Genomic DNA, 26,973 nt, shown 5'->3' with positions numbered 1-26,973 from the left:
AGTGAACGCATTTTTTAATTTTTTGAAAACCTATTTGGAACTGATCTAAGGAGCTCTAAGGTAATGGCGATAACAGCTGACGAAAGACAAATAATAATCGGTCTTCCGATTGTGACACTGCAGGCGGCAATACCCGGCGATGTGCTGGGTGGGCTGATCGAATCCTATGAAAACGGCGCTTCTTACACTGACTTAGCTCAGGCTATCGTCGACCACCCGGTTTATAAGTCGATTTACCCTTCGCTCCTGACCACGGAAGAGTTCGCCGAGCGCTGGGTTGGCAACGTTTTTGGTGGCGAAACCGCCGCCGCCGATATGGTTGTCGTGGAGGATTTGGTTGTTGGAATCCTCAATTCAGGTGTCAGCGAAGCTGAGTTGTTCGCTGCGGCAACCGATTTCCTGCTCAATCTCGATACTACTGACCCCGCTTTCGGAAATGCCGCGGCGCGGTTTCAGAATTGGGTAACCGTTTCGACCGAATACGCCAAGACCAGTCAGTCTGGCGACCTCAGTGCTCTGCAGAATGCCTTGGGAGACGTCAGCAGTGACCCCGCCTCTGTGCAGGCTGCCCTGGACAGCATCAACGCCTCGGAAAACCCCGGTACCACTTTCAATCTGAGCCAGGAATCAGCTGCCAGCGCAGATGTGATGAGGCTTACCGGTGATCAAGACGTCCGAATTGACATTACCGCCAATGATAACCAGATCCGCGGTCTCGATCTGGACGGCGATGGCTACATCAAGCCGGACGGCATTGAGAACAACAATCCTACTACTTTAGATGATGGTCTCGACTTTGAGATCGTTGATGCGTACCGACGTGATTTGCTCAGCGAATTTAACATCGTTGACAACTTTCTGGGGGACATCGATTTTGACGGCACAGGATTCTCCGGTGACGGTGTCAACACAGACGGCAATATCTTCCTTGGCGGCCTCGGTGCCGACACAGCGCTGGGCGGAATAGGTAACGACTTCCTCGTCGGTGGCGGTGTTGCAGATTCCCGCTGGATGGTCGATCTTCCCGAATGGCTTGACTTCCTTGCCCCTTTTGGCGGAGTAAACGGATTAATAGGTGGGCTTGGCGGCGCTGCTATTCCGGGATTTGCGCCCATTGATGCGCTGTATGGTGGTAGAAACGCTGATGGCTTCTTTGTCGAGCTGAGCCGCTTGGACAATGCTGATGGAAACCGACTCCTGATCGACGGTGGTTCTACATCGGACGACCTGCAGGCAGACGATGACGGCGTTCTGGAAGAAGCTTTTGTCGACGAGCAAGGAGAGTTTTACTCGTCTCAGGACAGCGACTGGGTATTCCTCGAAGTCTCCGATGACGAAGATGGGGTAAACGTAAACCTTGGTGGATTTCAGAGCCAGGTCATACAGACTGGCGTTGGAACTCTGCTTTCGTCGATGAATGAAATCGAGCATATCGATGCGTCAGGCAATCTCTACGGACTCATTGACGATATTGACGTTTCTCTTGGCGGCGGCGGTATGGTCGTGAACGGTGAAAATGTCGGCATTGGATCTACTGCTCAGTTGGAGATCGAAGGTTCTGACTCCGCCAACATCATCGTCGGCGGTCACGACAATGACCGTATCGAAGGCTTCGAAGGCAATGACCTGCTGTTCGGTGGTAATTTAAGGTACGCTCTCAACAACCCCAATACCCAGGACATCGTCAACGATGGTAAGGATTTTCTGGTGGGCGGCGACGGGGACGATCATCTTGCCTGGGAAGTTGATGGCGGTGTTTACGAAGGGGATAACACGCTCGATTCAGATGGAAGCGGCAACGACTTCCTCTGGTTGACCAGTCAGAGCCTTGGTACTCAATCGGTCAGCGATCTCACAAGCGACGATCGAATTCGTATTGACCTTGCTGTAGGCGAAGGCGGACTCGGCAACGCAGCTGGATACGGCGGTGCCGACCGCAACTACACGTCGTTCGGCTGGTATACTGCTGACCAGACCAACTATAACGACAACTCCGATCGCACCGCAGTTCAGGATGTTGAAAATGTTATCGCAACTGGATTGGGTGCCGTCGACTACAAGTGGGCAGGAACAAACAGCCCAGACTTGACCTTTAACAACCAGCAGAACCATTTTGGTCTGATGACGGATATGGATCTGCGCGGTTCCGACGGCGACAACACCCTTTACGCCTACACCGGTGACGATGTCATTGAAGGTCGGGAAGGTGATGACAATCTCTCTGGTGGTGAAGGTAACGACGATTTCATCTTCTCACTGGAAGATGGTGGCGACGGACTTGACGTTATTCATCGCCAGACAGACGCAGATAACGACAACCTTTGGGATGGCGGTTACTCGCGAGACTTTGGCGTGGACAGTGTCAGCATTTTTGGCCCGTCCAGCCTCTCGGTAGATTTCTCCGGTGCTGACCTGGAAGAAGTTAACAACGTAATGACTTCGTTCTCGGTCGATATTGGCGGTACCACCTTCGCGGTTACAGACCTGGCTGCTTTGAACGCAGTTACCAGCACTTCCGAACTGGCCGCGTTGGCAAATTCGGCTTTTCAGGCCATCGACTCGAATGTCACTGTCACTTCCAGCAACGATGTGTTGACCATCACCGACAGCACCCCGGGTGGCGGTCGTGAAATCTCCGACACCCAACCGGAAGGTTACGCAGTCACAATCAGCGTGACGGCCCCGGGTCAAGGTCAGCTGGGCCTGCCAGTTTACGTTGCACCCGGCCAGTCAGTCTCACAGGACCGCCTGATTTTCCAAAGCTATCAGGACCGACTGGATAATGAGCGAGTGGATGACGACGCTGACTTCGGTGGCGACAGCCTTGGTTCCGACGCCTACGCCCAGGATCTGGTCGTTGGCTTCGACCAGGATGGCAGCACAGTGCTGGCTGAAGATCAGGGTTTCGAAATTAAATTAACCAACCTGGCGGTGCAGGACGAAGTCACCCTGACGGTTAACGGTGTAAAGTACACTCTGACCGTTGGTCGCGACTTAGACGGTACCTTGATAGCCAACGAAACTACTGCTGATTTTGCGGAACGCTTTTCGGATTACATCAACAACTCCGTTCTTGATGACGACACCGCTGCTGGTGATATCGATGCGGATTACGATGATGACGGCTTCGATATCGGATTCGTCTATATTGAGCAGAATACTTACGCCGGCGAAGAAGTCGTGTTCATGACTCCTAGCATCGACGTAACCGACAACAGCTCACTGGGCGAGCCGGCCACTGCGTCGATTACAAACTACACCCAAAGTGAAGTTACCCTGTTCCAGTTCGACGGACGCAACGGTGAGCTTAACGAAGATAACGTGTTGTTCTGGGGTGATCAGGAAATCAATCGGTCTCGATTGCAGACTGCGGAAGATGCCGGTGACACGCTGTTGGGTACCGACGCGATTGTTGTCAACGTAACGCCGGACATTAACATTACCGGCAGTGCGGCTGAAGGTGTCGATGGCGCGGAAATCTTCTACAACACTGTTGAGAATCCGACTACCGGCAATAGCAGCAATTATGCTGTCCACGGCGACGACCAGCAGTTCGGTGGTGATGGTGACGACTTGCTGGAAGGCGGAACCGGTGATGACCGATTCTACGGGTCTTTCGGTAACGATTTCATCGATGGGGGCCAGGATCTGTATGAAGAAGACGGTGTCCTGCGGGTATTCAATGCCTATGAAGCCAGCCAGTCTACTGGCCTGGTAGTCAACATGGTTACCATGGGTGGGTTCGAAGATACCCTGGTTTACCAGCAATCTGACTTTGGCTCTGTTGGTGCCGGTGGCTCTTTCTTCGACATAACGCTGGATCTTTCTGAAGATCAGATGTACGGCGGTGCCGGTCGAGTCGTTGTCGACAATGACCCGATCGACAACACCAGCTACTTCGTCGACATGGAGAACCTGCGTACTGTTTCCGGCGACGGAACATTGGCTGGCCAGGGCAACGATGGCCTGGATCTCAGCGTTAGTGTCAATCCAATGACCGGTGCAGAAACAGCCAATAACGAAGACACAATGTACTACCTGACTAATACCGGCAACGCCGGACGGGTCATCGTAGACGGAACATGGATCCAGACCGTTGACGGGCCAGAGAACGTCTGGTTTGGCGGTGGTGAGGACTACCTCGAAGTCGACGAAACCGAAGCCGGGAAAAACAATTTGTTTGATGGCGGATCTGAAGGCGCTGGCGAAGCCGATACCCTGGAGTACAGTTTCAGCGTTAACGGGGATAACGACTTCAACCCAAGTGTCGTGTTCGCGGTAGAGGGTGGCGGTGCCAACACAGATACCGCTACATTCAGTGGTGGCTTTCTGCTGGCTGATGATGTGCCAGTAGATACCATTATTGACTTCGAACAGGTCAATTTCGGTGACACGTTACATAATCCGATGCTGCGTGACACACTCAATACAGAAAGTGTACCGGGTGCCACTATCGACTTTGTCGAGGGTGAGGTTCGTAATGCAAGTGGCAACGTATTGGTTGGCATTGGCAACATGACCGATTTCGAGAACGTGGTCGCGGATTCAGCGGGCGATACCGTAATTGTTGCTGATTTCATGCTGGGCAACAGCAATGCAAGCAATTCCGAGTCAACGCTCTTCTCTAACTACGTACTGCCGTTCGACCTGGTCGATGAAGACGACTTCAGCCGTCGCAGCGTGTCAGAGATTATTGCTGATGGCGACATCGGCGACCTTCCTGAAGCTGAGAATATTGGCCTGTTCAATTTCGATCTGGGTGAAGGCAGCGGAGATACGGTCGACTACAGCCATGAGACCGGCTTAATCCATGCTGTTGTCAGTATTGACGGTACATCCGCTTCGGTAGGCGCGGTTGTGGTGTCCGATGACAACGACCTGGATTTCGCGGACGATGGTAACCGTGTCGATCTGATCTCCAACAATGAAAACCTGGTGGCTTCGCAGGGCAATTCGATCATCGATTTGACCAATGCCACTACGGGTCTGAACCTTCGATTCAACGTCGATGATGGTCCCACTTCCAGCGATGCCGCCTTGGACCGGGATGTATACCGCGTTCAATTGACTGTGGCTGACAGTTTGAGCCCCATTACGGGCACAAACTTCCTCGAGTACGAGGATGCCGGTGGCTCAGCAACCATCAACCAGCCGGGCGCTTACTGGAATGGCGTGGAGTTTGGTGATTTCGACGACAGTGTCGAGTTCACCGATCACGAGAGCACTGTTGATCACACTATCAACATGCGCGGTGGCGCCAACGAGGCTAACTTCAACGAGCTGACCCGCTCCATTGAGGCAATTCTCGATATCGATGCATTTGACTCGATGAACCCGACTACGACTGGCTTGGTAGAGGCTGAAGTAACCTTTACCGACGGTACTGGGAATCCATTACCTGGTGGTGGTACTAAGACGATCACGTCTTACAGCGCTCAGAACCAGGTAGCTGCCGGCTCGCTGCGGATCGAGGCTTCCCAGGACGCCGAAGATGCATTCGGTTTCGCGGGTGGTATCAATGACAAGGTGATCATCGCAGGTGAGGTGGTTGCCGGTTCCGACCAGACCACTGTACAAATCGGTTCCGGTGCGAGTCAGAACAGCATCATATTGACCGGATTTGAGCGAATCCTGGATGCGGCCACCGATGATGTCTACCGCATGTTGGACCTCGAGCGAGTGCAGGATAACTACACGCTGGTGGACAATATCAGTGACCGGGATACCATTGAGGTCGGCGACGACGCCATCGATTATGACGGCGGCCCTGCCGCTCTGGACACGGCTACCTTCAATGGCCCAGACACTATTTCGCTGGAAGTGTTGAACGACGTGTTCGGCTTTGACTTCGACATCCTTGATATTACCGCTGTCACTGATAGTGGATTAACAATCGTGGGCGACGATGACGATCAGGACGACGACGCGACTCTGAACAGTGCCGAAACAGACTACGTCTCAGCGCCGAACTCATTGAATGATGCGGACGAAGACCTTGCGACCGACAACGCTCGCGACCTGTCTGACGCGCTGGTCATTGGTGATCAGGGTCTGATTGATGACATCAGCCTGTTCGAAGAGCTGTGGGTAACCAACGCTCTCGACGGTGACACTTTCGAAATCAACACAAGTGTCAACGAGCTGCAGGATGGTGGTGGTTCCACGGAGCTGACCTTCGACGCGGTGCTGAATACCTTCAATGCCAGCCTGGTTGATGATCGTGACCTGACCTTGTCAGTGACCGGTGGTACCGACTTTACCGTAGTCGGTGGGGCAGGCGACGACACGATCACCGGTGGTGGCGGTAACGACACTATCATCGGTGGTAGCGGTGCGGATGCGCTCGACGGCGGTACAGCAGCGGAAGTGCGGCAATTCAACATCACTGGGGTACTGGCAGCTGATGGCAATAATGCGACCTTTGATTGGCTGAGTGCGGGTAATCTGGTCCTGACTGAAGGCACGGATTTCGTATCCGGCGCCGGTAACGATGCGGTCGGTGATGCCCTCGCACTGCTGCTTAACAGCGATCTGACTCAGGTCAATGCTGACTGGCAGGCTACCTATGCTGCACCAGCGGAAATCATCACTCGCGTTACCTATGACGACGACACCGATCAACTGCTCTTCGAGTTTGCTACCGGTGTTGACGTAACTAACGCGGTTGATCTGGGGTACGCGGCTAATGGTGACGGCGGTACGTTGGGTGTCTCTCTGGAGACTACACTGGTCGAAGGCAGTGACGGCGCGGCGGACGAGTTCCAGTACAACCTGTCGACTGACGGTGGTGATACCATCGATGGTTTCCAGAGTGGTCAGGACCAAATCACGTTCGCGTGGACTGCAGCAACTGACGAAGGGCCTTTGTTGGGTGATTTGATTGATGACTCGAATGGTTTCGGACTCAGCTTTTTCGCAGCTAGCGATCTCAATGGGGCTGCTGCACAGACTGGCGAAGACGAAGCTTACTTCATTGATGAAGATAACAATGGAACCTTTGCTGCAGCTGATTTGACTGACCTGACGAAGGTGGCAGCTGTATTCGAAGCAAACTTTAACGTCACTGTTAATGGTGGCGACGAGCGGGATGCTTTGTTGGTTCTTGAGTCTGATACAAGCGGTACTTTTGGTGTCTACGCCTATGTCGGCGATACTGACCTCACTTTCGAAGCCAATGAGCTTACGCTGCTTGCAATAGTGACTGGTGACGATGTGGCTACCGGTGACTTCAGCTTCATAGACGTGGGTTAAGACTTGGCTTTGTAAAGGCTGAAGTGAAAGTCAAAAACCCCCGAAGTGAAAACTTCGGGGGTTTTTACTTTCCAATTCCTGCAAGAATACAGACAATTTTTTGGGCTGCGCTAGATCTCTGAGGTCGGTGCTTGAGGTTTATGTTAAACAACAATAGAATTCGCGGCTGCTGACCGGTTTTGATCAGTTCGAGCTCAAAAACAATGGAGATATAGATAGAATGGCTACAGTGACAATTGATGGAAAAGAGTATTCGCTAGAAGATCTTTCGGACAACGCTAAGGGCCAATTAAATGCCCTGCGGGTATGTGATGGTAAGATTCAGAATCTACAACGGGAAATTGCCATAATTCAGACCGCCAGAGCAACTTACGCCAAGGGTCTGGCGGCCAATTTACCGGCAGAAGAAGGTGAAGCGCAATCCAGCTAGTAAGACAAATAACTAGACAGTTAACTGGAGGCATTCGATTCTGAACTAAGCGAGTCCCAGTGGTTTGGTTATTCCGTTTACACGACGCTGGAATAACAGTGGCGGGGTAGCCTGGCTGCTGTATCGTGCAGGACTTGAGATCGAGCTGTATCCGATTGGTAATTCGTCTGGACAGTGGTTTGAGAAGAAAAATGAGCGGAGTTGGCGTTTACCACCTTGAATCAACAGTGCCATCTTCCAACTGGCGGCGCATCATGAACCAGTTGCCTGGCACTGAGTCGTCGGCGCTGTTACCCATCACTTTGAATTGACTCTCTTCAAGGTAAGCTATCCGGCCGGCTCTAACTTCGATCCACACTTCTTTTATAGCAAGACGGGTTGCCATTTCGATACGCAAATTATCCAGTCGGGTCGCGTAGCCTCTGCCACGGAATCGTGGAAGTACGGCCAGGCGGCTCATTATGGCCAGGGGGAAATTCATCGTCTCAGCGAACCGCTGGTAACTTTCTGGATCGGGTAACAAATCAAAAGTTGAATGGGCGCTCAGTCTGGAACAGGCGATAAACTGGTCATGAGCAGTGTCTCTGAGGCAGAAGTGCCAGGCAATCCGGTCCGTCGCGTCCAGTTTAAACCGACTCTTGGCGTCCGTGGGCGACAGGATGGGTTGCCATGCGCAGACTCTCAGCGTTTCGATTTCCTCGAGCTTTTTCTGGTTACACTGCCCGGCAAAAACTTCTTCAATCATATCCATAATCGAAGGGATTTCTCCGGAAAATAGCTGATAAAACCTCCGATAGTCAGTCGGTCGGAGACTTGATCGACAGCATGAAAATTCCTCGAATTAAGCACCAGAAGCTGACCATCAATCGGCCTTATTCGCAGTGGCTCCAGGTCGGCCACTACGGCGTCCTCATAGTAGTAGTTGTCGCGCACCAGATAGCGATCAATTTCAGGTTGCCATTGCCGGTCCCACAGCATCAGCTCTCCACCGATAGCAGGCATATCAAGATAAAGGTTCCAGGCCAGTTGCACGGGGGCGGCGCCCACTTCCCAGTCAGCGGAGTCCTGGGCGGCAAAGTCCACGTGAATGGGACTGAAGCCGTTGCGCAGTTTACCCGCGCAGGGGGCATAGCTTCCGAAGCCAGGCTCCTGCATGACGCCTGCGTCGAACCCAGAGGAGGAAAGTGACGTTATGAATCGCGACAGCGGGTCGAAGCTGCTACGAAACGCTTCTGCAAGTTCCTTCATGACGCCAGGTACGAGGTGGAAGTAATTGGCTTTGGACTGACAGATGCCCTGGGCGTATTGGCTGATGCCAAGGCGAGTCACCTGCTTGATGCTGTGAGTTCGACGGGACTGGTCAAGCAGTGTCTGTTTGAGACTCTTTATCTCTGCAGGCCTGGCAAAATCGGCAATCTGGACCGCGGGAATTTCGTTGCGAATCAACGCCATCAGGGAATCGTTCGAAAGGTCAAAAATTTTTTTGGTTGCCCACATGGTCGACGTTCCGGAATGCTCCGCTCAGACTTCAGTGTTGTATGAGATGTCGCGCGAGAAGTTATGTGAGATTTTGAGCGCTACTTAGCCCGCTAGTTTGTTCGCTACATTGTACGCTGCACCAGGCGCGGCTATGATAGCATTCAACTCCCGAAGTGGGACAAAGACTTTTTATGAGTTGGCTCCAGCAATCCTATCAGTCCCTCAATACTCCTTTACAGGGAAGCCTCTGGCCCGTTGTGCCCACACGAGAAGCCGCGCTGGCGTTATCCCTGTTGCAGCAGATGGAGTTTGCCGAGCGCCTTGCCCCGGGCACTCTGGCTTTGCAACAAAGCGTGCAACTATCGCAGTTGGTCAGACATGCGGCGAAGACCGTCCCGTTCTACGCCCGGCGCCTAGGCGCGGTTCCCAGCTCCCCGCAGGAGTTCAGTGACTATTGGAACAGTGTGCCGATACTGAGCCGGGACGAACTGCAGGTGGCCGGCGAAAAAGTACTGTCTCAATCGCCCCCCAGGGGCCACAAGTTACTGGGAACCCGATCCACCTCCGGTTCTACCGGCATGCCAGTGAAAGTCTACACCAGCAATGTGGGAAGGCTATTCTGGATGGTCAATACTGTTCGGGCTTATCTGTGGCAGGGCTGGGACCTGAACAAAAAGCTGGCTTCAATACGGCCCGAGCTGGAGTCAGGCATTGGCAAAGGCGTGCGGGCTGGCAGCTGGGGCAAGTCCAGTTCCCTGATCACCCGCACCGGCCCCGGTGTAGCGCTGAGCGTAAGAACGCCCATCAGTGAGCAGATCGAGTGGCTGAAAAACGAACGGCCGGACTACCTCCTGTCGCTGCCGACGAATCTGCGTGCTCTCAGGGAAGCGGGGGCGGACCTCTCGTCGTTGCAGGGAGTTCAAACCTATGGCGAGCTGTTGGATGACAACACCAAGGAGTTCGTGGAGGCCGGCATGCCATGGCGTCTGTTCGACGGGTATTCGTCCCAGGAAGTCGGTTATATCACCCTGCAATGTGAAAAGCACAGTCACCATGTCATTTCCGACTGTGTCTTGCTTGAAGTGGTTGATGACAACGGACAGCCCTGTGCGCCGGGAGAAACGGGTCGGGTTGTGGTAACTACTCTGCAGAATTTGGTGGCACCATTGATTCGTTATGCCATCGGTGACTACGCTGTCCTTGGCCAGGCCTGTTCCTGTGGGCGCAGCCTGCCCGTGGTCGGCAGAATACTGGGTAGAAAACGCAACATGATAAAGTTGCCTGATGGCAGTTCTCATTGGCCCAGTTTTCCCTATAAAGACTGGGCCGAGGGAATAGCAATAAAGCAGTTCCAACTGGTCCAGTCCAGGCTGGACGCCATCGAGGTCAAAATTGTCGCTGCCGAAACGATAACTACCGAACAGGAAAAGCAGATGCGGCTCGGCCTGCAGGCAAGGCTGGGGTTTCCGTTCGAAATCGGCTTTTCCTACGTGGAGCATATACCCAGGTCCAAAGGCGGCAAGTACGAGGATTTTGTCTCATTGGTCGTCTGAATTCGAGAGTTCACAGGTTAGTTAGTGATTACTAATACTGTTATTAAGACGGACAAAGACACCAGAATTCAGGGCCTGCGAGAATCCTTAAAACAACACGATGGCCAGTAACCTGATGCAAGCAAACCCAATTGACTCGCAGCGACCTCTGCAGTTCTCCACCAACTGGTACCTGTTTCGGGGTATGGCGTTTGGCATGCAACAACCCACCATCCGGGGTGAACTGTGTATCGGTCGGTCACTGGGTGGGCAACTTTCTCGGCTCGAAAGCATCATTTCCAGCCACATCAACGAGCAGGCTCCAATAATTGATGACCACGACGAATACCAACGCTTTGCCCAGCTGGTGGTTTTCTGGATCGGTGCATTGCAACGGCAATGTGGTATCCCGGTTTCCGAGCGCAACCTCTGTTTACCAGAGGCCAGAGCTAGTGGCTCGAGTGATCAGCGGTACCTGGTATTCGATGTGATTATGCCCTATCTGCACGAGGCGGCTGTTGCGATCGCCATGCGTTGGATGACCACGCTTTTCAGGCTTGCCGCGGACACGCAGGCGAAAGGCGCGCCTGGCACCGAAACTGACGAGTTGGCCGATCGCGTGGTACTGGACAGGATCTACCAGGATCTTAAAGCCTACGGTGAGGAAGGGATAAACACCTACCACATCATGCAGGCGGCAAATCGCCTGGATATTCCCCTGTTCAGGCTGGGGGACCGGATGTTCATGCTGGGGACGGGTCAGTATGCCTGCAGAATGGATAGTACACTGACCGACCAAACCTCACCGCTCGGTATTCACATTGCCCGCAACAAAATGCGAACGGCACGCTTTCTCAATACCATGGGGCTGCCGGGAGCCCGCCATTCCCGTGTCACTTCCAGAGAAGAGGCCCTGGGCGCCGCACGGCGAATCGGGTATCCGGTCGTAATCAAACCGGCCGATCAGCAGAGAGGCAAAGGGGTCTGTGCCGACATCAGGGATGAACAGACCCTGACCGAGGCCTTCGACGCCGCCCGGCAATACTCGGAGAATATTCTGGTAGAAAAGTGGGTAGACGGCTTCACGCATCGGCTGACGGTGTTTCAGGGCCAGGTAATTCGAATCACTAAACGGGTTGCTGGCGGCGTGGTCGGCGATGGTACCGGCACTGTGTCGGATCTCATCAAACGCTGGCAGGAACAGGAAGACAACCGTGACCGGGCCAGACGCCTGGGCAGGTTCCTCCTTGAGTTGGATACAGAGGCAAGAGGGTTGCTGCGGCAGCACGGAATCGATGAGCAGCACGTGCCAGCGGCGGGTGAATACATTCGTCTAAGGAGGCGCGACAACATAAATGCCGGCGGCCATAACGAATACCTGTCGGTGGCTGACGCCCATGAGGACAATCTGCGGCTGGCCGTTGCTATCGCCAGGCTGTTGCGCCTGGATTTCGCTGGTGTTGATCTTATTATCGGTCAGATTAATCAATCCTGGCTTGCAACTGAAGCACTGGTTTGCGAGGTCAATGCACAACCTCAGATGGGGACAAGGAACAACGAGTCGATCTACCAGGAGGTACTGACCGGGTTGATGGGCGATAGATGCCGTATTCCGGCCTGTCTGGTAATCGGCTATACCGATAGCGAAAATACCCGCCGTACCGTATCCAGTTTGCTGGAGGGAGGAAGCTATAATGGCCTGTCCCTGGCAACTGGGTTGAAAGTGGATGGACATCTGGTGACAAAGGGGTTCTCTGACAGTTTTCTGGCTGCCCGGGCACTGTTGCAGCGGGTCGACGTCCGCGCGGCAATCTGTTGCATGAGCCCGGATGACGTAGTGCGCTTCGGGTTGCCGCTGGACCGCTGGGATCGCATCGAGATTGTGGTTGCTGACAAGGCGCGGCAATCAGAAGCGGGTGTTTTCGCAGAAGTCAGGTCGATTGTGCAGGAGCATGGGGATCGTCAGAGCCGGGGCGGGGAGGAAGTAAGCTGCACAGTGTAAACAGGCTAATCAGGTTGAACAGGGCAAAAGGAAGGAGAAAGAGGATTACAGATTTCTGCACAGGGATCCAAGGTTGCTGCCGGCGGTTGTTGCTGACAATTGTTGGTTTGCTCCCTATCGCCGGGCAGGCCGCCAACATTTCGGAAAGCTGTGAGCAGGCTTTGCAGTCCCGGCGAATTGTCATCATTGTCCCTTATGGGCCCGGAGGCGGCTACGACAGTTATGCCCGGGTATTTGCGCCGCTTTTAGAACAGCTGACCAACTCGCGGGTGCTGGTCAGAAACATGCCAGGCGCCGGGAGTGTAGCCGGAATCAGGGCGGTTGCAGCCGCCCGGGGTGATGAGGCTGTGCTCGGGCTGTTTAACCCGGTAACCCTGATTGCCCCACAGCAGTTGGGTGTCCCATTGCCGGGCCCTGAGGCTTTCAATTTTCTCGGTTCATTCCTGACCGACACGGCGGTCATTGCCGGGCGGCAGTATCCAGCGGATCTGCCGGCAGGTCAGGGCGTCAGTGTTATTGCCGCCGACACCGAGCTGGTCAGGCTCTATCTGGCGATCACTGCGCTGGGCTGGAAGAGCCAGCTGATTCGGGGATACAGCGGTTCAGTGGACAGATGGCTGGCGCTCTTGCGCGGGGACGTGGATTTTGTATTTGGCACCACGGAATCCATTGCAAGATCGCTCGCGAGCGCTCCGGAGATTCGCCCCCTGCTGTCTTTGACTGACGCTCCAAATCAATATTTTACCGGCATCCCTTACCTGGCCGGCCCAGGCAGCAGGGTAGATAGCCTGACTCAGGAGTTACCCCGTTCGGAACGTGAGGAACGCATGGTCATTGCCAGCCTGGCGGTAGATTTTTCCCTCAAGTTCAGAACCCTCGCGGTGTCGCGGCAGGTTGATTCCGTGCTGCGCGAATGTATGAAAGAAGCCGTTGAGTCGATTTTCAGCGGTGGCTCCTTGAGTGAGGCGCTGCTGGCCAGGAACCTGTCTTTCGATCCCCTCGACGGCGAGGAGATTCGCCGCCGCCTGAACCAGATGGGCCAGCGAATGGAGTCCAACCGAGTGCTGATTGACCAGTATTTACAGGCGGGTCCATGATGGCTGGCCGCCTGACTTTTCAAGCCTTCCAGTGATGAATAGGCGGGTATCTGGCAGATGAGCTGGCTGGGCATAGTAGGGACGGGATTCGGCGAGGTGTTTTCCTGGCCAGCCATCCTGATTCCGGTTGCGGGCACACTCCTGGCCATGGTCACGGCCTTTCTGCCAGGTATCGGTAATGCCAGTCTTGCTGCCGTCCTGTTGGTCATGACTGCAGACTGGAGTAATGAAGCGGTTCTGATGCTGTTTGGGGCATTGACTGGCGGCGCAACCTTCATGGGCTCGGTCACTGCAATCCTTTTTAATATCCCCGGTTCGGCATCCAGCGCACCTTCGTTGCTGGATGGTTTCCCCATGAATCGAAACGGTTATCCGAAGACTGCTTTGGCCTGCGCGGCGACGGCATCGGCCGTGGGTTCGGTTATAGGGGTAGTGCTGCTCATCAGCCTGTTACCGATAATTCGTCCTTTTCTACTTCAGTTCGGGCCGCTGGAACGATTTCTGGTCGGATTATGGGGCCTGTTGACGATCCTCAGCCTGAAGTCTCACAATCTGCTGAAGTCAACACTTATGGCCGTGTTGGGTCTGGTGGTCGCGCTGATCGGACTTGATCCCCGTTCCGGAATCCCCCGGTTCAGCTTCGGCTCCCTTGAACTGTCCCAGGGTTTCAGTCTGATTCCGGTACTGCTGGGTGTGTTTACCCTGTCCGAACTGTTGACCTGGGCCGGCTCGGTCAGAATGGCTGGGGGGAGAGTCGCCAGTCCGGCTCGAGACGATTCTGTGTTGAGCGGCGTGCGAGCGGTATTCAGGTATCCGGGGCTCACGTTGCGCTCTTCACTGATTGGCACGCTGGTGGGCATGATCCCTGGCGTGGGCGGCACAGTCGCGGGATTCGTCGCGTATGGTCAGGCCTCTGCAGGCTCACGCCGTAGTGACGGCACATTCGGCCAGGGTGACATCAGAGGAGTGATTGCCCCGGAAGCGGCCGTGGACGCCAAAGATGGCGGGTCGCTGTTGCCGGCCCTCGCTTTTGGCTTGCCCGGAAGCGAGGCTGGGGTCATGCTACTGGCAGTGTTTTCCGTGCACGGGATCGTTCCCGGTCTGCAGCTGCTGGATACTCAGGCCTCTCTGGTGGCTACCCTGATCATTGCTCTGTTGGTTTCGAACCTTCTGACATCGGTTCTTGGTTTGGGGCTGACACCTGCGCTTGCGAAAGTCAGGAGTGTGCGCCTTGATCATTTCGCCTTCCCCTGCCTGCTCATCAGTCTACTGGCTGTACTGCAGCTGGAGAGCAGGCTTTTCGACGGATACACAGCCCTGCTATTTGGGCTAATCGGCTACTTCTGGCGAATCAATGACTGGCCTCTGGTACCCTTTGTTGTGGCATTTGTACTGGGCGAATTAATTGAGACCAACCTGGTACTCAGCCTCCAGCTTGTGGAACTGGGTCGGATAGTGCCCTGGGATCGAGGTGGTTCTCTGTTACTGATAGGGCTTATCTGCAGCACGCTGTTCTGGCTGCTGCGACGTAAATCGAGCGAGCCGGCCCGCAGTGGCCAGTATGCTTCCGATTTGATATTCAGTCTGGCGATACTCTTGTTCATGTCATCTATTACGCTGATAGCCTGGCTGGGAGAGGATCAGTACTCATTCTACAGCAAAGGGATCGTGGCTATTGCCGCGGGCCTGGCGCTGTTAACCGTCGTTCGCGGATTTGGCCATCCTGCCATGGCTGAGGTGGGGCAAACCGCCCGAAAAGTGGCAAAAAAGCCTTTCATGCCTGCCGCACATACTCGACATCTGATTTCGCTGGTCGTTCTCCCTTTCTTCATATGGGCTTTTGGCATCACGCTCGCCGTTGGGCTTATTGCCTTGTTGTGGTACCTTGACAACAAGCGCGCTGGCATACGTTATTATCTGTATCCTGGACTCTTTGCAGGCTTCAGCAGTTTATTGACCTACTTGGCTGTGGACGTCTGGGGAGCACTGGTATTGCCAGCAGGTATAGTCTGGCGATACTTGGGATAACCCTGTCTCACCGAGCGGACATCAGGACAGGCGTGTGGGAAATTTTAAGCAATTCAATCCAGATGAACCATTACCAAATTTGGCACGATTCAGCTGGGACTGGGCTCCGTTGCTCTGTGATCCTTTTCATGGCTGCCTCGATTATCATCGCTGTTGGTCCATGATTCGCTGGTTAACCTTGGATGGGAACCTGCCTTCAGGTTCCGGCTTTTTCAAGCGCGAGCTACAACGTCTGAAATTGACGAAAGACGCCAGAATTCTAATTTCCGGGGCCGCGGATACTGGCATTCTTGCAATGGTGATCGGTGCTTTTGAGGCCGATGAACCTATTCCGCAAATCGCGCTTGTCGACCAATGCAAGACCACTGTCATTCAAAATCGATTGTTCTGTGACTATCTTGGGCTCAATGCTGAATGTATCGAGAGCAGTATAACGAACTTAAACTACGAGAAAGTTGACGTCATTGTTGCTCACTCCTTTCTGCTTTTCTTCCCCGGGCCCGCTCGACAGGAAATTGTCAGATGCTGGAGAAACCTACTCAAGCCCGGCGGCATTGTTCTATTGTCGAATCGGGTTTGTGAAAGTGAGGCAAAGGGGCCTCCGAAGAAGGACCAATTAGAAATAGACGACAGTATGGCTCGCCTGGTGAGGTTGGCGGAAAAAGCCGGGTTTTCGGCTGGCAGCGCCCTTGAACTCGGAGATTCGGCGAAAGTATTCTGGTCTGGTGAAAGGTGGCGCCAGCCCTATCTGACAGCCGAAAACCTGCAGCAGTGCTTTGCCCGGGCCGGACTAAAGATTCAAAGCCTCCATATCAGGGAGAAGAGCCGATCCGGTCCAGCAAGGTCGTTTATACAGGGTCAAGGCCCTGACTTCCGAGCTGAATTGGTTGCCTATAGGTAAGCAGGAGCTAGCAAACAGACGTTTTCCCTCCGGGGGGGCGATAAACCTGGCACAATCAGCGTGCTGAAAACTTTTGTGAAACTTGTTATGCATCAATTTGCTCAAAATTATCCACAACTTATGAACCAGGCGCTGGCTGCAAAGTACACAGTTTCGGATCTGGTGCTGCTCCGGGATGCATTCCTGTTTGCGCAGGAAATGGCCAATGGTTACTACCGTGCTCAAGCAATTCCATTGCTCAATCATCTGGTAACTACTGCTAGTATAGCCATGGCGGAAAAGGCCGACTCGGAACTTGTTGTGGTTGCACTTCTCCATGCGGCCCATGTCATGCATCATTTTGACGGGCCCGGACAAGAGCATGATAGCCTTGACCGCAGAGCCCTGTTGCGTACAAGGTTTGGTGAGCGCATAGAAACCATGCTTTGGAACTATGAGCATATGCGCTGGTGGTCGAGGGACAGTGTAATCGAGTATTTCAACCACGCTTCAGATCTCAATCAGGAAAGCAGAGATCTGTTAATGATAAGGTTAGCAAATGAACTGGATGATCACCTTGACGGAGCAATGGGATATTCGTTCAAGGGTAGGAAGGATGAAAGATCCGGAACGATGATTCAGTTATATCAGAAATTGGCCGAAAGATTGGAATTCAATGTGATTAGTAGCTGTCTTGTCGAAGAGATGAAAAATGGAATAGATCCACCCGCTGAACTTCGCTGGAATCGTGACCAGGGATATCGATGGAACCCCGATGGCGACTGACTGATTGGTTGAAGGCAGGTATTTTTACTGATTGTGAAACAATATCAATGTTGGTTTTTCGAGCGGAACTGTCAGTCAGGCGGGCCTGACTCAAAAATTAAGCCCCATCGAGGCTCTAAGGTGAACAATTAAGCCGGTGGCTAAACCTGAAATGCCTGAGAAATCAGATGTTCCCAGAGGGGTTTCCTCCGCTTTCTGCATGCCTTTTTCCGGACTCAAAGTGATTTTGCTGGCACGCGTAAGCATGAACTCGGCAAGTCGCCGGTCAGTTTCAGGATCCCCGGAATCCGCATGGACCGGGTTGACTACAAGGATGTCACAGCCATCCACTCCCAGTCCTGAACGACAGAACTCTTTAGAATATACCTCGACCACCACCGCAGCAGCGCTTGGCTCTCCCACGGCAGCCCTGACACCCGCAGCGGTTGAAAAGCTGCCCACCGCCAGGTTTTCGTTACCCCGCCACAAGCCGCGGCAGTCTGCTACACAAACTGGTGATATTTGTTGCTGTACGAAACTTACAACAGCCTTTGTCAATCTTCCTTCGGTATCAGGGTCCAGTATTGCCACGATAGGAATATTCCCGCGGTTTTGCTCCGGGAACAGCTCTGATAAGATTTGCTCCTCCTCATTGAATATAAGGCCAGGTGTCACATTTATTTCACAAATGGCCCCATTTGTTTCATGCCAGGGTCTGGTAATATCGGTAGTGATGTAATCTATTCCAGCAATATCGATATCCACAATCGCAGCAGCTCGCTCAGCCATTACGATATTGTCGGAGTGTATTACGTCCGTCATGACTTCCATGGTACCGCCCGTTGAGAGGTTAGCCTGTGAGCGAAGTCTTATCTCAACCCCCCGGTCAGGGATGCTGCCCGGCTGTAGCCCCTGCTGGTCCAGCACGAATTCTGATTCGTCGTCTAGTGGGATAGGCTTCCAGCCGTTCCTCAATCGCTCCACATTTGCCTTGTTTACAAGCCCAATGATGGAAGTTTTACCGTCTCCTTTGACATGGGCCGGTTTATGCCGGCGAGCAGATCTAAATTTACCATTGATTACCATGAGTCGGTGTTGGTCGCCGGCGATCTGCTCTTCAATCAATACCTTACCGTGCTGGCGAGCGTTGGTGAATGCTTTGCGAACCGCCGTCTCGTCCTTCAGATTGAGATGAACGGCTGTACCAAAATCTGTAGCAGCCGGCTTTACTACCAAAGGAAAGCTAAAATGACGAAGGGCCGGAGCAATTTCACGCTCATCAGATATCATTACCTGGCTGGGTACGGGTAGCCCGTTGTTTCGGAATATCTCTGCAGTTATCTGCTTATTCGAGGAAACTACGCTGGCTATATGGCTTGTCGCACTGGAGAAGTTTTTCCAGATTCTTTTTTGATATTTTCCATGACCAAATTCCAGAAGCTGACCAGCAGTTGTTAGCGGGTGCCACGGGATACCTAACTTTTCCGCGCCCAGGATGTAGCGAATCTGCTTCTCGCGGTCGTCGAAATAATGCTTCACGAAGTCTTCCAGTAAAGCTGACAGCGACTGCGGATCACTCTCGCGAGAAAATCCCTGCAGGACTCGCGCGGCCAGAGACCACGCGGCAAGGGCAAGCGGAATGATCCGATACTCGAGCGCCACTAACTCGTTGTTTGAACTTCCATTTGCTCTAACTCTGGAATAGTGGCTAACCGGAAGTCCACACCAGCGCTGGAAGATAATCGCCGCCTGGGCGAGAGAAATACCGGTGGTCAGCTGCCCTTGTTCTCTTTCATACCGGTCATAGGGAGGAAGAAGATCTGCAAATTGGGCACTGACTCTTTCCGGTTCACATGAATTTAAAAATTGGATAAAGCGCTCGTGATGCGCATAGGAAATATTCTCGTGGCCAAACTTCTGGTCAAGTCGCATGATCAACACTGAGCTGGTGTGTACGCAATTGGTGCCGACAAGGATTCTATGGACGCTGAATGGGTCTGCTTTCATTGGATGTGGGAATGAGTTGAGCTAATTGCAGTAGAGGTCCTCGCGAAGAATACGAGTACGCAACAGCGTTGTCCAGCGCCCAGAGTCTGTTAGGGACGAAAATAGCGGGGCCGGGAAAACTCGCTACAGCCGGCACTGTTACATGCCTGTACGATCCATGAATAACTGCGCTCCAGTGCCAGAGGAGGGGCGGTAAATTCCGTAAATCCGTATAACATGGTGTCCGCAGTAGTTTGTTCGGTTAGCAGGTCCTTCAACACGACACGATAGTATTCAGCTTCAGGAACGGGCTCCCAGTCAAGCATTGGAATGATTGAGCTCAGTTTAGGCCCAGGAGGAGTTAGCGAGCCTGGAGTTGCAACGGTCGGAAGTGATGGGATGGGCTCAGTCGAGGGGACAGTTAATTCGATTTCCTCGGATTCCGGGCTGAGCTTTCCGGAAGCGTCGTAAGACCTAAGGCTTAGATAAATTATGCCGGCACCGACTTCGGCAGAGACCTGTGAGACGTTACCCAGGTCCAGGTCGGCTTTGTATAGTCCAGACTCCACTCCGTAAAAAGCCTTAATACCGGCAATGTTGTCAGGGTTGGTCCACTTTATCGTTACAACATAGTTCTCTACGGTGTGGTGAACCAGAGTCGGCGGCGGTACTAAAGAATCCTGAATCGTAAAATAGTAATCAGGGCTGTAATCACTGCAACCGCTGGCGTTACAAGCCCTGACCCTCCATCTATAGGCATGACCCGGAATCAGTGGAGGCAGGGAGTAAACTGTCGACTTAAGGTCGGATAATTCGAGGATTAGATCGCTTTCAGTCAGGTTATAGAAATCTACCTGATATCTTGAGGAGCCTGGAACACTGGTCCATTCAAGCACTGGTGTCACGCTTTTAATCGAGGGCCCCGGCGAGCCAGTCGAACCAGTTCGCTTTACCTGTGGCACGCTAGGTAGTGAGGTTGGAGGGTCGAAACTTACTACCAGTGTAGAAGAGTAGTCACTCGTCCTTCCTATCGCATCGTAGGCCTTCAGTGCAAAATAATAAACCCCGACTGGAAGTTCCACAGAAAATCGGTTTGTGTTCCCCACGTTCTGACCAGAACCCGGTATTGATGAAGAGTTGAAATTGCTGGGTTCATCGTTGAAGTAGATAAAATAGCCTGCTGCGTCATCCCCAGAGGAGTTCCACTGTACCGTAATGACATTGTCAGTGATGGAAAAATTCAATCCACTTGGTGGCAGTGGCAGAGGAGAGACAGAGCACTCGTACTCGCTTTTCCATCCTTGATCGAGCCCGTAACCGGATATCCAGCGCCAGGGGCCATAGTTTTCTGCGGTTCCATAGAGATTGACACCCTCAGTTCGTGGCTGGCAACCCTTGTACGGGTCGAATGGTGGGTGGTTGGCCAGCGCCCAGGCAGAATCTCCCGAGATGTCCTTTCGATAGCGAGGGCCGAAAGGTGCTGCGACTTCGAATGCTTCCAGATCATTTCCGCCACTATTACCCCAGCGGCCCTCAAACCAGACCCAACTATCGCTGCTTACCTCTAGTTCATCCAGGTTCGATAACGCGTAGTCATCAAGCGGGATTAATTGCTGTCGGTCCCCCGTATGGTTGACGGTCAGAGACTCATCGCCGTTGGGTCCCGAGCTGTATGTTGTTGTGCCAGGCTCATTGTAGGAACCATGATATCCATTGGCCACATAGACTACCGGGTGAGATATGTCGTAGGTTTCCACATTACGCCAGGATATACGGGTTGTTCCTGCATGATTCAGGAAGGCTGCTTCTGAAGCCTGTTCTGACTTATTGAGGAAAACGGTTATGGATTCCCAATCTCCCGGATGCTGCAATTGTCCATAGTGGTAGAAGTAAAAAAACCAGTATTGGATAGCAGTGGGATTTTGCTGTTGAGGATCTCGGAAAACCTTAAAGTAGACCGTTGGGTTAAGAGAAAGTGCTTTGTAGCTGTTCTGCACAGCTGGCGAGTTTACCCAAATCGGTGCGAACAACAGGCTGTTGTCGGCTGAGCGGATGGCCGGCGAGCCAAGTATATCCAACGCTCCGTCCGGAACCGGATAGCGGGCAGCCGGGAAAAGAGTTTCGTTTAGCAATGTGTCAGCGGTGAGATCGAGTTCGATAGTAGTTTGAGGAGCCCTTGACGTTAGGTCATGAACATCCATTGGAATGTAGTCTATGAACGGGTATTCGGCGCTTGTCAGAAAAACGCCGGTTGTCCCCGGGCTGGATAGTCGGAGTTGAGGCGCAAACTTACTGGCAAGCTGATAGTCTCCCAGCTGATCGCTTGATTGGGCCACTGCGTCGCTAAAACTGGCAATAGTAAGCAACAACGCAATGACGGGTAGGTAGCGGTTGGGAGCTGAACGCAAAATGATAATATGCCTTTAAAGCAGTGGGTTACAGTCTTAGCTAAATGGATACTTATCCACCAAGCCTACCACAACCCTCTAGCTGTAAAAGCGATACTGATCACGAGAACGAATATAAATGCTTTTATCAGGGGGGCTGAAAAATGAAATCGCGTCGCCGGCAGGGTGTTGCAGCATGTACTCAGTAGTTATTTAGCGTTCTAAGTAATTTTCGACTGCATAAATCTCTGAAGATCCTTAATCCGCCCTGGAAGCAAGAAGCAGCTCATTCAGATTTCTTCATTGCCTTCAGCGAAGGCCTTAAGCGTGGCAAGGTCGATAACCATCAGACGAGAAGGACCGTCCCTTCGCACTATGTTTTTGGTCTGCAATGCCTGAAATACCCGTGTCACACTCTCCCTGCTCAGGTTGAGCATAATGGCAATTTCCATGTGCGTAGGAGGATTGTTTATTTCCGTTGGGGCCATACGAACCCTGTCTCTACTGGGGACAAGTAGCCACAGTTGACAACATACCCGCTGCATAATGTTCGGAAGTCCAAGTAGAGATCTTTGCCTTGTAAGCTGCCTAACCCGCGAAGCCAACCTGGCACCGAGCAAGTTTACAATGCCTGGTGAATCCAACATTACCTTTTGCATGGCTTTAACTGGAACATTGACGACGATTGCGCGGGTCAAGGAAATGACAAATTCCGGCTGTGGCCCCTCGTCAAAAAGGTACAATTCCCCACAAAAATCCCCTGGTTCAACGAAGTATAGTCCGACTTCCCGGCCATCTATGGTGAAATCTACCCCTTGTAGTCTTCCCTCAAATAAAAAGCACAGACTGTCTTCTTTCTTGCCTGCGTGCAGGACTATTCCTCTACGCATGAATTTGTGCATTGATGAACAAATTGCAAGTTCTTCTAGCGTTTCTTGCGGTAATGGTCTAAGAATCGGGAACCGGGATAGTAATTCAGGTGTAATTGCCATGATTTAGCGAGCCAATTGACGGGTTTTACATTGGATTTTAATTGTCACCCAAAATGTAACTATCTGAATTTATGATTATTATTTTGGCATCGCAAGATGATGTGACTACAATCACTCGCCCAAAAACCAGCTTGAGCTAATCTTTGACATTAACTGGTACACTAGCGGGGTTTTAATCTAACTTTGCATTCTAACCTCATCCGAAGGCTTTGTATGGCTTTATCTGTTTTTCTAAAACTCGTCAGATATTCTGGATACTTTAACAATCGATACCAGGGTAGGCCAGTTTTCGTGTCGGCTTTATGTTTGATTTTTGCGTTTGCTTCCGCCGCCCAGGCTCAGGTCAGTGACAAAAGAGTTGGAGAAGTGAGCCTGGTTTTGGGGAAAGCCTTTATTAAAGCCCCAAACAGCTCCCCCATCGAAATCAAAGTCGGGCAGGTTGTACGCGCGGCCGACAAAATAGTTACTGAAGCAAACGGCCATGTCCATGTGCGATTTGTAGACAATGCCTTGGTGAGCATCCGTCCAGGTAGTCAGCTGGAGATACTGAGCTACGAATTTGAAACAGAGAATCCCGAAAAAACGACAATAAAATTTAACCTTATTGAGGGTGTTACACGATCTATTTCTGGCGAGGGAGCAAAAGCTGCCAGAACCCGGTTTCGCTTTAACACGCCTATTGCGGCTATCGGAGTCAGAGGTACAGATTTCGTAGTAAGAGCCACTGATGAGTCAGTTAGGGCACTCGTTAATGAGGGAACGATTGTTCTCACCCCTTTTTCTGATCTGTGCGATGCCGACTCGCTGGGCCCATGCGAAACTAGTGAAGCCATAGAGCTTCACGGTCAGTCTTTCCAAACGGTGGAGTTGAACTCTTCTCGGGCACTGCCGTTGTTGACTCCGCTGGAAGCCGCCCAAGAGGATTTGCAACAAAGAACGGATTTGACACAAGCTAATGATGTAAACCTTGAACGGGACGCGTCAGAAACCAAGGCTACAGATAGCGAAGCATTTGTTGAGGCCAGGGCAGTTTCAGTAGCAGCAGAATTGGAAGACGACGACAGCGCACCGAAACCCGAGATTGACCCATTCGTAACACTGCCCGATTACACACCCACAAGCGCCGTTACGGATGAGTTGCTGGCACAACGCCAACTTATTTGGGGTAGATTCGCCTGGAATACGGATACGCTTGAAGAGGAGAAGATAGCGTTATCCTATGATCTTGCCAGGCTGGATCGCGAAGTTACAGTAGCCGACAATGATTACGCGTTGTTCAGGGTTGAAGACGGAACAAAACTGGTTGATAGGGGCTTGGGGGTAATCAGTTTTCAACTTAATAGCGCTCAGGCTTTCTATTACTCTGATTCTGGTGTCGTTGCGATGCGAGTGCATAGTGGCGATCTAGCTGTTGATTTTGGAAAAAGGCTTTTCGAAACTCAGCTTGACCTTAGCAACCGGGATACGGGCATGGTTAATTTTGAGGCGTCAGGCACTATCAACAATAGTGGATATTTTTTTAGTAACACGGCCGACCAGCGAGTGGCTGGTTCTACGAGTCTCGATGGGTCAGAAGCAGGGTACTTTTTTGAAAAACAGCTGGAGATTGGCAGTATTAAAGGCCTTACTCTATGGGATAGCAAGTAGCTAAGCTATGCAGAAGACCCTGGTTCCAATAAGCCGCTTGTTCCTTTTATTAGGGAGTAGGCCTGTCATAGGGCGAGTGGTCATTTTGTTGTTGGCTATGCTGATAAGCTTAGTTATGTATGCCCTGTTTGGCGCAGGCTTGAAAAGCCTCGAGGAACGATTTGGTGCATTGGGATGGACCTTCAATCCCGACCAGGAATTGGAACAACGTGTATTGCTCATTGGTATTGATGAAAGGAGCATTGCTGAAATTGGCGCTTGGCCTTGGCCACGAAGTGAGATGGCGCGCCTTGTAAACGCACTAAATGACTATGACGTTCAGTTGCAATTGCACGATATAGTCTACTCGGAACCCAATTTTTCCGATGATGCCCTGATAGGAGCTTTGGATCGATCTCGTGGCGCTATCATTGCCCAGTTTCCCCCGCTGCAATCCACTCAACAGCTCGAAGCGGGGGAGTTGACTCACCCGGTTTATGGAGTAAGTTGTAATGCAGATCTTGCCGCAACCGACAGCTTCATAGCGCCACATAGCGGTTTTAGAGACATCCCCAAAGGGCACATCACGGCAATAATTTCCCCGGATGGGGCAATTCGCAAAGTACCTGCCCTGGTCTGTGTGGGTGCCCAGGCATACCCTGCGTTGGCGCTCACTGCCTTGTTGCATAGCGTCGGAAGCGACCGTTGGTCGGTTATGCTCTCGGAGCAGTCCAGTTTTTTTGGTTCACCGAAAGTACTTGAACTCGGCGGGTATCCTGGGCTGCGAATACCATTGGATAAGAACGGAAATCTAAGAATTTCTTACAGGAGGGCGCCGGAGACTTATAGCGTCATATCTGCCTTAGATGTGATGAAGGGAACTGCGGACCGGGAATTGCTCGCTAACAGCTGGGTGGTTGTTGGTGCAACAGCTTTTGGTATTGGAGATATCGTGCCAACTCCATACTCTGGAGCTACACCCGGCGTGGAACTTCAAGCCCGCATATTGACAAGCCTTCTCGATTCTAAAATCCCTTACACGCCAGCTGGTGCGTATTGGATGCTGCTGGCATTCTCCATCATAGCCGGGGCTTTATTGCTCATAGTAGCTGGAGCCAGAGAAAAAGTATCACTTTACGGGCTGCCACTAGCGGGATTGCTTCTTCCCCTTGTCGCATTTGGGCTTCACATTCTGCTTCTTGCAAAAATGCAAATATGGCTTGGCTTCATATTCCCGGCAGTATTCTCTCTTTGTGCAGTGAGTATGTTGTTATTGCTTGAACAGGGGGTTCTCCGGAGTGAACGAAGCCGGGTTTTTGCTAATCTAAACAGTTTCCTCCCTGGTGATGTGGCGAAAGAAATAGCCTACAACCTGCCGAGCTCCAATATTAATGCAAAACGCAAAGATGTAACGTTGCTGTGCGCTGACTTAAGAAATTTCGCGGTATTTGGCGAGGCGAGGCCACCCGAAGAGTCTGCCGCGATATTGCATTTTTTTCTTGTAAAAGCTAGCGAGTTGACACAGAAATATGGGGGTAGAATTCAGGAATTCAGGGGAGATGGGATTCTCGCGGTGTGGGATGGCCAGGATAGTGAGACGGCCAGGAGTGCATTGAACGCAGCGCAGGAGATGCAGGAAATCATCACCCCTTGCCTGCTTACTCAGGATCTTCCAGAATGGTTGGCACCACTTGCTTTAGGTATTGGGATTGAACAGGGCCCGGTATTAACTGGTTTGATTGGTCCCGCCAATCGAAGGGCTCATACCCTTCTCGGAGACACTGTAACTATTACCCTGAGAATTCAGGAGATGACGGCTGAGCTGGCACAGCCAATTCTCATTGGTGAGTGTGCCGCCAGGCAGTTGAGTAAGATCGGGCTTGAATCTCAAGGCAGCTATCTGCTCAGCGGATTGCGATTACCCCACTTGTTGTTTGCGCCTCCTTTTAAGGAGATGCCATCCAACAAACGCGCTTCGGCTCGTAAGCTAAGGATAATCAAAGGCGGATTGGGTTAGTTTCTCGCTGCAAGCCTCATTGAAATTCAAAATAGCCCTTGCCTGCAAGGCGCGCCTTGCCAGGAACCTTGGCTGGCACGCTGAAATGCAACGAATTAACCGGACAGGACACTAGGTGGTGGTTGAAATATCACCACCCTTCAGAAAGTGCTGACGTAAATAGGGTTTGAGTATTCTCAATCATTCTCATGTTCCTGAACCTTGTTCTGCTGTTCAGATTTTTTAATTAGTGAGAACTGTTCGTATTGCTGACGGGGGGCTTTATCTTGCCTGTGTCCATCAGCTAAACGCGTTATCTGCCCGGGTCATTAGTCTCGGAATCCTGCCTTGCGGCGAAGCTCCCGGCAGATGATTGATTTGTGGCGTCCCAACATCATGGGGAGCACTTTTTGAGCATGCATTGCTTTCATCAGCGCTTTAATCTGTTATGGTTCTTCCTGGCTAAGCCGCGCCCGTTGTACTCCTCATACTAGCGGTCTGACAAAGCTTTGAATGAAAGCG

15 protein-coding genes are annotated in these 26,973 nt (G+C 52.2%); 10 read left to right on the top strand and 5 right to left on the bottom strand.

Annotation, left to right across the window (positions count from 1 at the left end; translation table 11 throughout):
- Positions 1-63: 63 nt before the first annotated feature.
- Positions 64-7,251 (top strand): hypothetical protein, encoded by a 7,188-nt coding sequence (locus tag R3F50_06200; protein MEZ5489894.1) that lies wholly within the window; start codon positions 64-66, stop codon positions 7,249-7,251.
- 220 nt (positions 7,252-7,471) lie between these two features.
- Positions 7,472-7,681, top strand: a complete 210-nt coding sequence (locus R3F50_06195) for a DUF6447 family protein (protein MEZ5489893.1) — start codon at positions 7,472-7,474, stop codon at positions 7,679-7,681.
- 208 nt (positions 7,682-7,889) lie between these two features.
- Here R3F50_06195 and R3F50_06190 read toward each other — a convergent pair whose 3' ends face one another.
- The gene (locus tag R3F50_06190) at positions 7,890-8,432 is read right to left on the bottom strand and encodes a GNAT family N-acetyltransferase (protein ID MEZ5489892.1); all 543 of its coding nucleotides are present in this window, start codon (positions 8,430-8,432) and stop codon (positions 7,890-7,892) included.
- Complete coding sequence (locus R3F50_06185; GenBank protein MEZ5489891.1) at positions 8,423-9,178, bottom strand: hypothetical protein; 756 nt, start codon at positions 9,176-9,178, stop codon at positions 8,423-8,425. Before R3F50_06185 ends, R3F50_06190 begins: the two co-directional genes overlap by 10 nt.
- Positions 9,179-9,351: 173 nt before the next feature.
- On the opposite strand from R3F50_06185, the gene R3F50_06180 reads away from it, so the two are divergent.
- The 6 genes from R3F50_06180 (at position 9,352) to R3F50_06155 (ending at position 17,485) form a co-directional block, all read left to right on the top strand.
- Complete coding sequence (locus tag R3F50_06180) at positions 9,352-10,713, top strand: AMP-binding protein (protein MEZ5489890.1); 1,362 nt, start codon at positions 9,352-9,354, stop codon at positions 10,711-10,713.
- Between the two features lie 115 nt (positions 10,714-10,828).
- The gene (locus tag R3F50_06175) at positions 10,829-12,694 is read left to right on the top strand and encodes a cyanophycin synthetase (GenBank protein ID MEZ5489889.1); all 1,866 of its coding nucleotides are present in this window, start codon (positions 10,829-10,831) and stop codon (positions 12,692-12,694) included.
- Between the two features lie 86 nt (positions 12,695-12,780).
- Positions 12,781-13,791 (top strand): hypothetical protein, encoded by a 1,011-nt coding sequence (locus R3F50_06170; GenBank protein MEZ5489888.1) that lies wholly within the window; start codon positions 12,781-12,783, stop codon positions 13,789-13,791.
- Between the two features lie 57 nt (positions 13,792-13,848).
- Positions 13,849-15,819, top strand: a complete 1,971-nt coding sequence (locus R3F50_06165) for a tripartite tricarboxylate transporter permease (protein MEZ5489887.1) — start codon at positions 13,849-13,851, stop codon at positions 15,817-15,819.
- A gap of 34 nt (positions 15,820-15,853) precedes the next feature.
- Positions 15,854-16,720, top strand: a complete 867-nt coding sequence (locus R3F50_06160; GenBank protein MEZ5489886.1) for a methyltransferase domain-containing protein — start codon at positions 15,854-15,856, stop codon at positions 16,718-16,720.
- Positions 16,721-16,780: 60 nt separating this feature from the next.
- Complete coding sequence (locus R3F50_06155; GenBank protein MEZ5489885.1) at positions 16,781-17,485, top strand: hypothetical protein; 705 nt, start codon at positions 16,781-16,783, stop codon at positions 17,483-17,485.
- Positions 17,486-17,575: 90 nt separating this feature from the next.
- Here R3F50_06155 and R3F50_06150 read toward each other — a convergent pair whose 3' ends face one another.
- From R3F50_06150 to R3F50_06140, 3 genes are all read right to left on the bottom strand, one after another.
- The gene (locus R3F50_06150) at positions 17,576-19,396 is read right to left on the bottom strand and encodes a hypothetical protein (GenBank protein ID MEZ5489884.1); all 1,821 of its coding nucleotides are present in this window, start codon (positions 19,394-19,396) and stop codon (positions 17,576-17,578) included.
- A gap of 164 nt (positions 19,397-19,560) precedes the next feature.
- Positions 19,561-21,447, bottom strand: coding sequence for a fibronectin type III domain-containing protein (locus R3F50_06145; GenBank protein MEZ5489883.1), 1,887 nt, complete (start codon positions 21,445-21,447; stop codon positions 19,561-19,563).
- 680 nt (positions 21,448-22,127) lie between these two features.
- The gene (locus R3F50_06140; GenBank protein MEZ5489882.1) at positions 22,128-22,829 is read right to left on the bottom strand and encodes a Crp/Fnr family transcriptional regulator; all 702 of its coding nucleotides are present in this window, start codon (positions 22,827-22,829) and stop codon (positions 22,128-22,130) included.
- 213 nt (positions 22,830-23,042) lie between these two features.
- Between R3F50_06140 and R3F50_06135 the strand changes: the two genes are divergently transcribed.
- Positions 23,043-24,476, top strand: a complete 1,434-nt coding sequence (locus tag R3F50_06135) for a FecR family protein (protein MEZ5489881.1) — start codon at positions 23,043-23,045, stop codon at positions 24,474-24,476.
- Between the two features lie 7 nt (positions 24,477-24,483).
- The gene (locus R3F50_06130) at positions 24,484-26,472 is read left to right on the top strand and encodes an adenylate/guanylate cyclase domain-containing protein (GenBank protein MEZ5489880.1); all 1,989 of its coding nucleotides are present in this window, start codon (positions 24,484-24,486) and stop codon (positions 26,470-26,472) included.
- The last annotated feature ends 501 nt before the right edge of the window (positions 26,473-26,973 follow it).

The organism is Gammaproteobacteria bacterium (assembly GCA_041395725.1).
In the GTDB taxonomy this organism is placed as follows: Bacteria; Pseudomonadota; Gammaproteobacteria; order Pseudomonadales; family Pseudohongiellaceae; genus NORP240.
This window is presented reverse-complemented; position numbering and strand designations above follow the sequence as displayed.